The following is a 277-nucleotide window of genomic DNA, read 5'->3' on the forward strand; positions in this document are numbered from 1 at the left end:
AACGCAACACTTTCATGTTGACCCTTTGAAGGGGCAAATATCGAGCAATCGGCTATTGAGTTTAATGGTATCGACCCTTTCTCGCCATTGCGTGGCGCGGTGGATGAAAGCGAAGCAATGAAAAGTATCTGTAAATTTGTACGCAAAGCGCAAAAAGACGCTGGTTGCCAACGCTCCGTGGTGGTTGCTCATAATGCCGCCTTTGACCATGGCTTTTTAAATGCCGCCATTGAGCGCTGTAAAATTAAACGCACGCCATTTCATCCTTTTGTAAGCT

Annotated in this window: 1 pseudogene; it reads left to right on the forward strand. The window is 46.2% G+C overall.

Annotated features, from left to right (window positions below):
• Positions 1 to 277 (forward strand): annotated as a pseudogene (locus tag CWB98_RS23755) (exonuclease domain-containing protein); the annotation flags it as partial.

The sequence above is a fragment of the Pseudoalteromonas rubra genome, assembly GCF_005887115.1.
Classification (GTDB): Bacteria; Pseudomonadota; Gammaproteobacteria; order Enterobacterales; family Alteromonadaceae; genus Pseudoalteromonas; species Pseudoalteromonas rubra_F.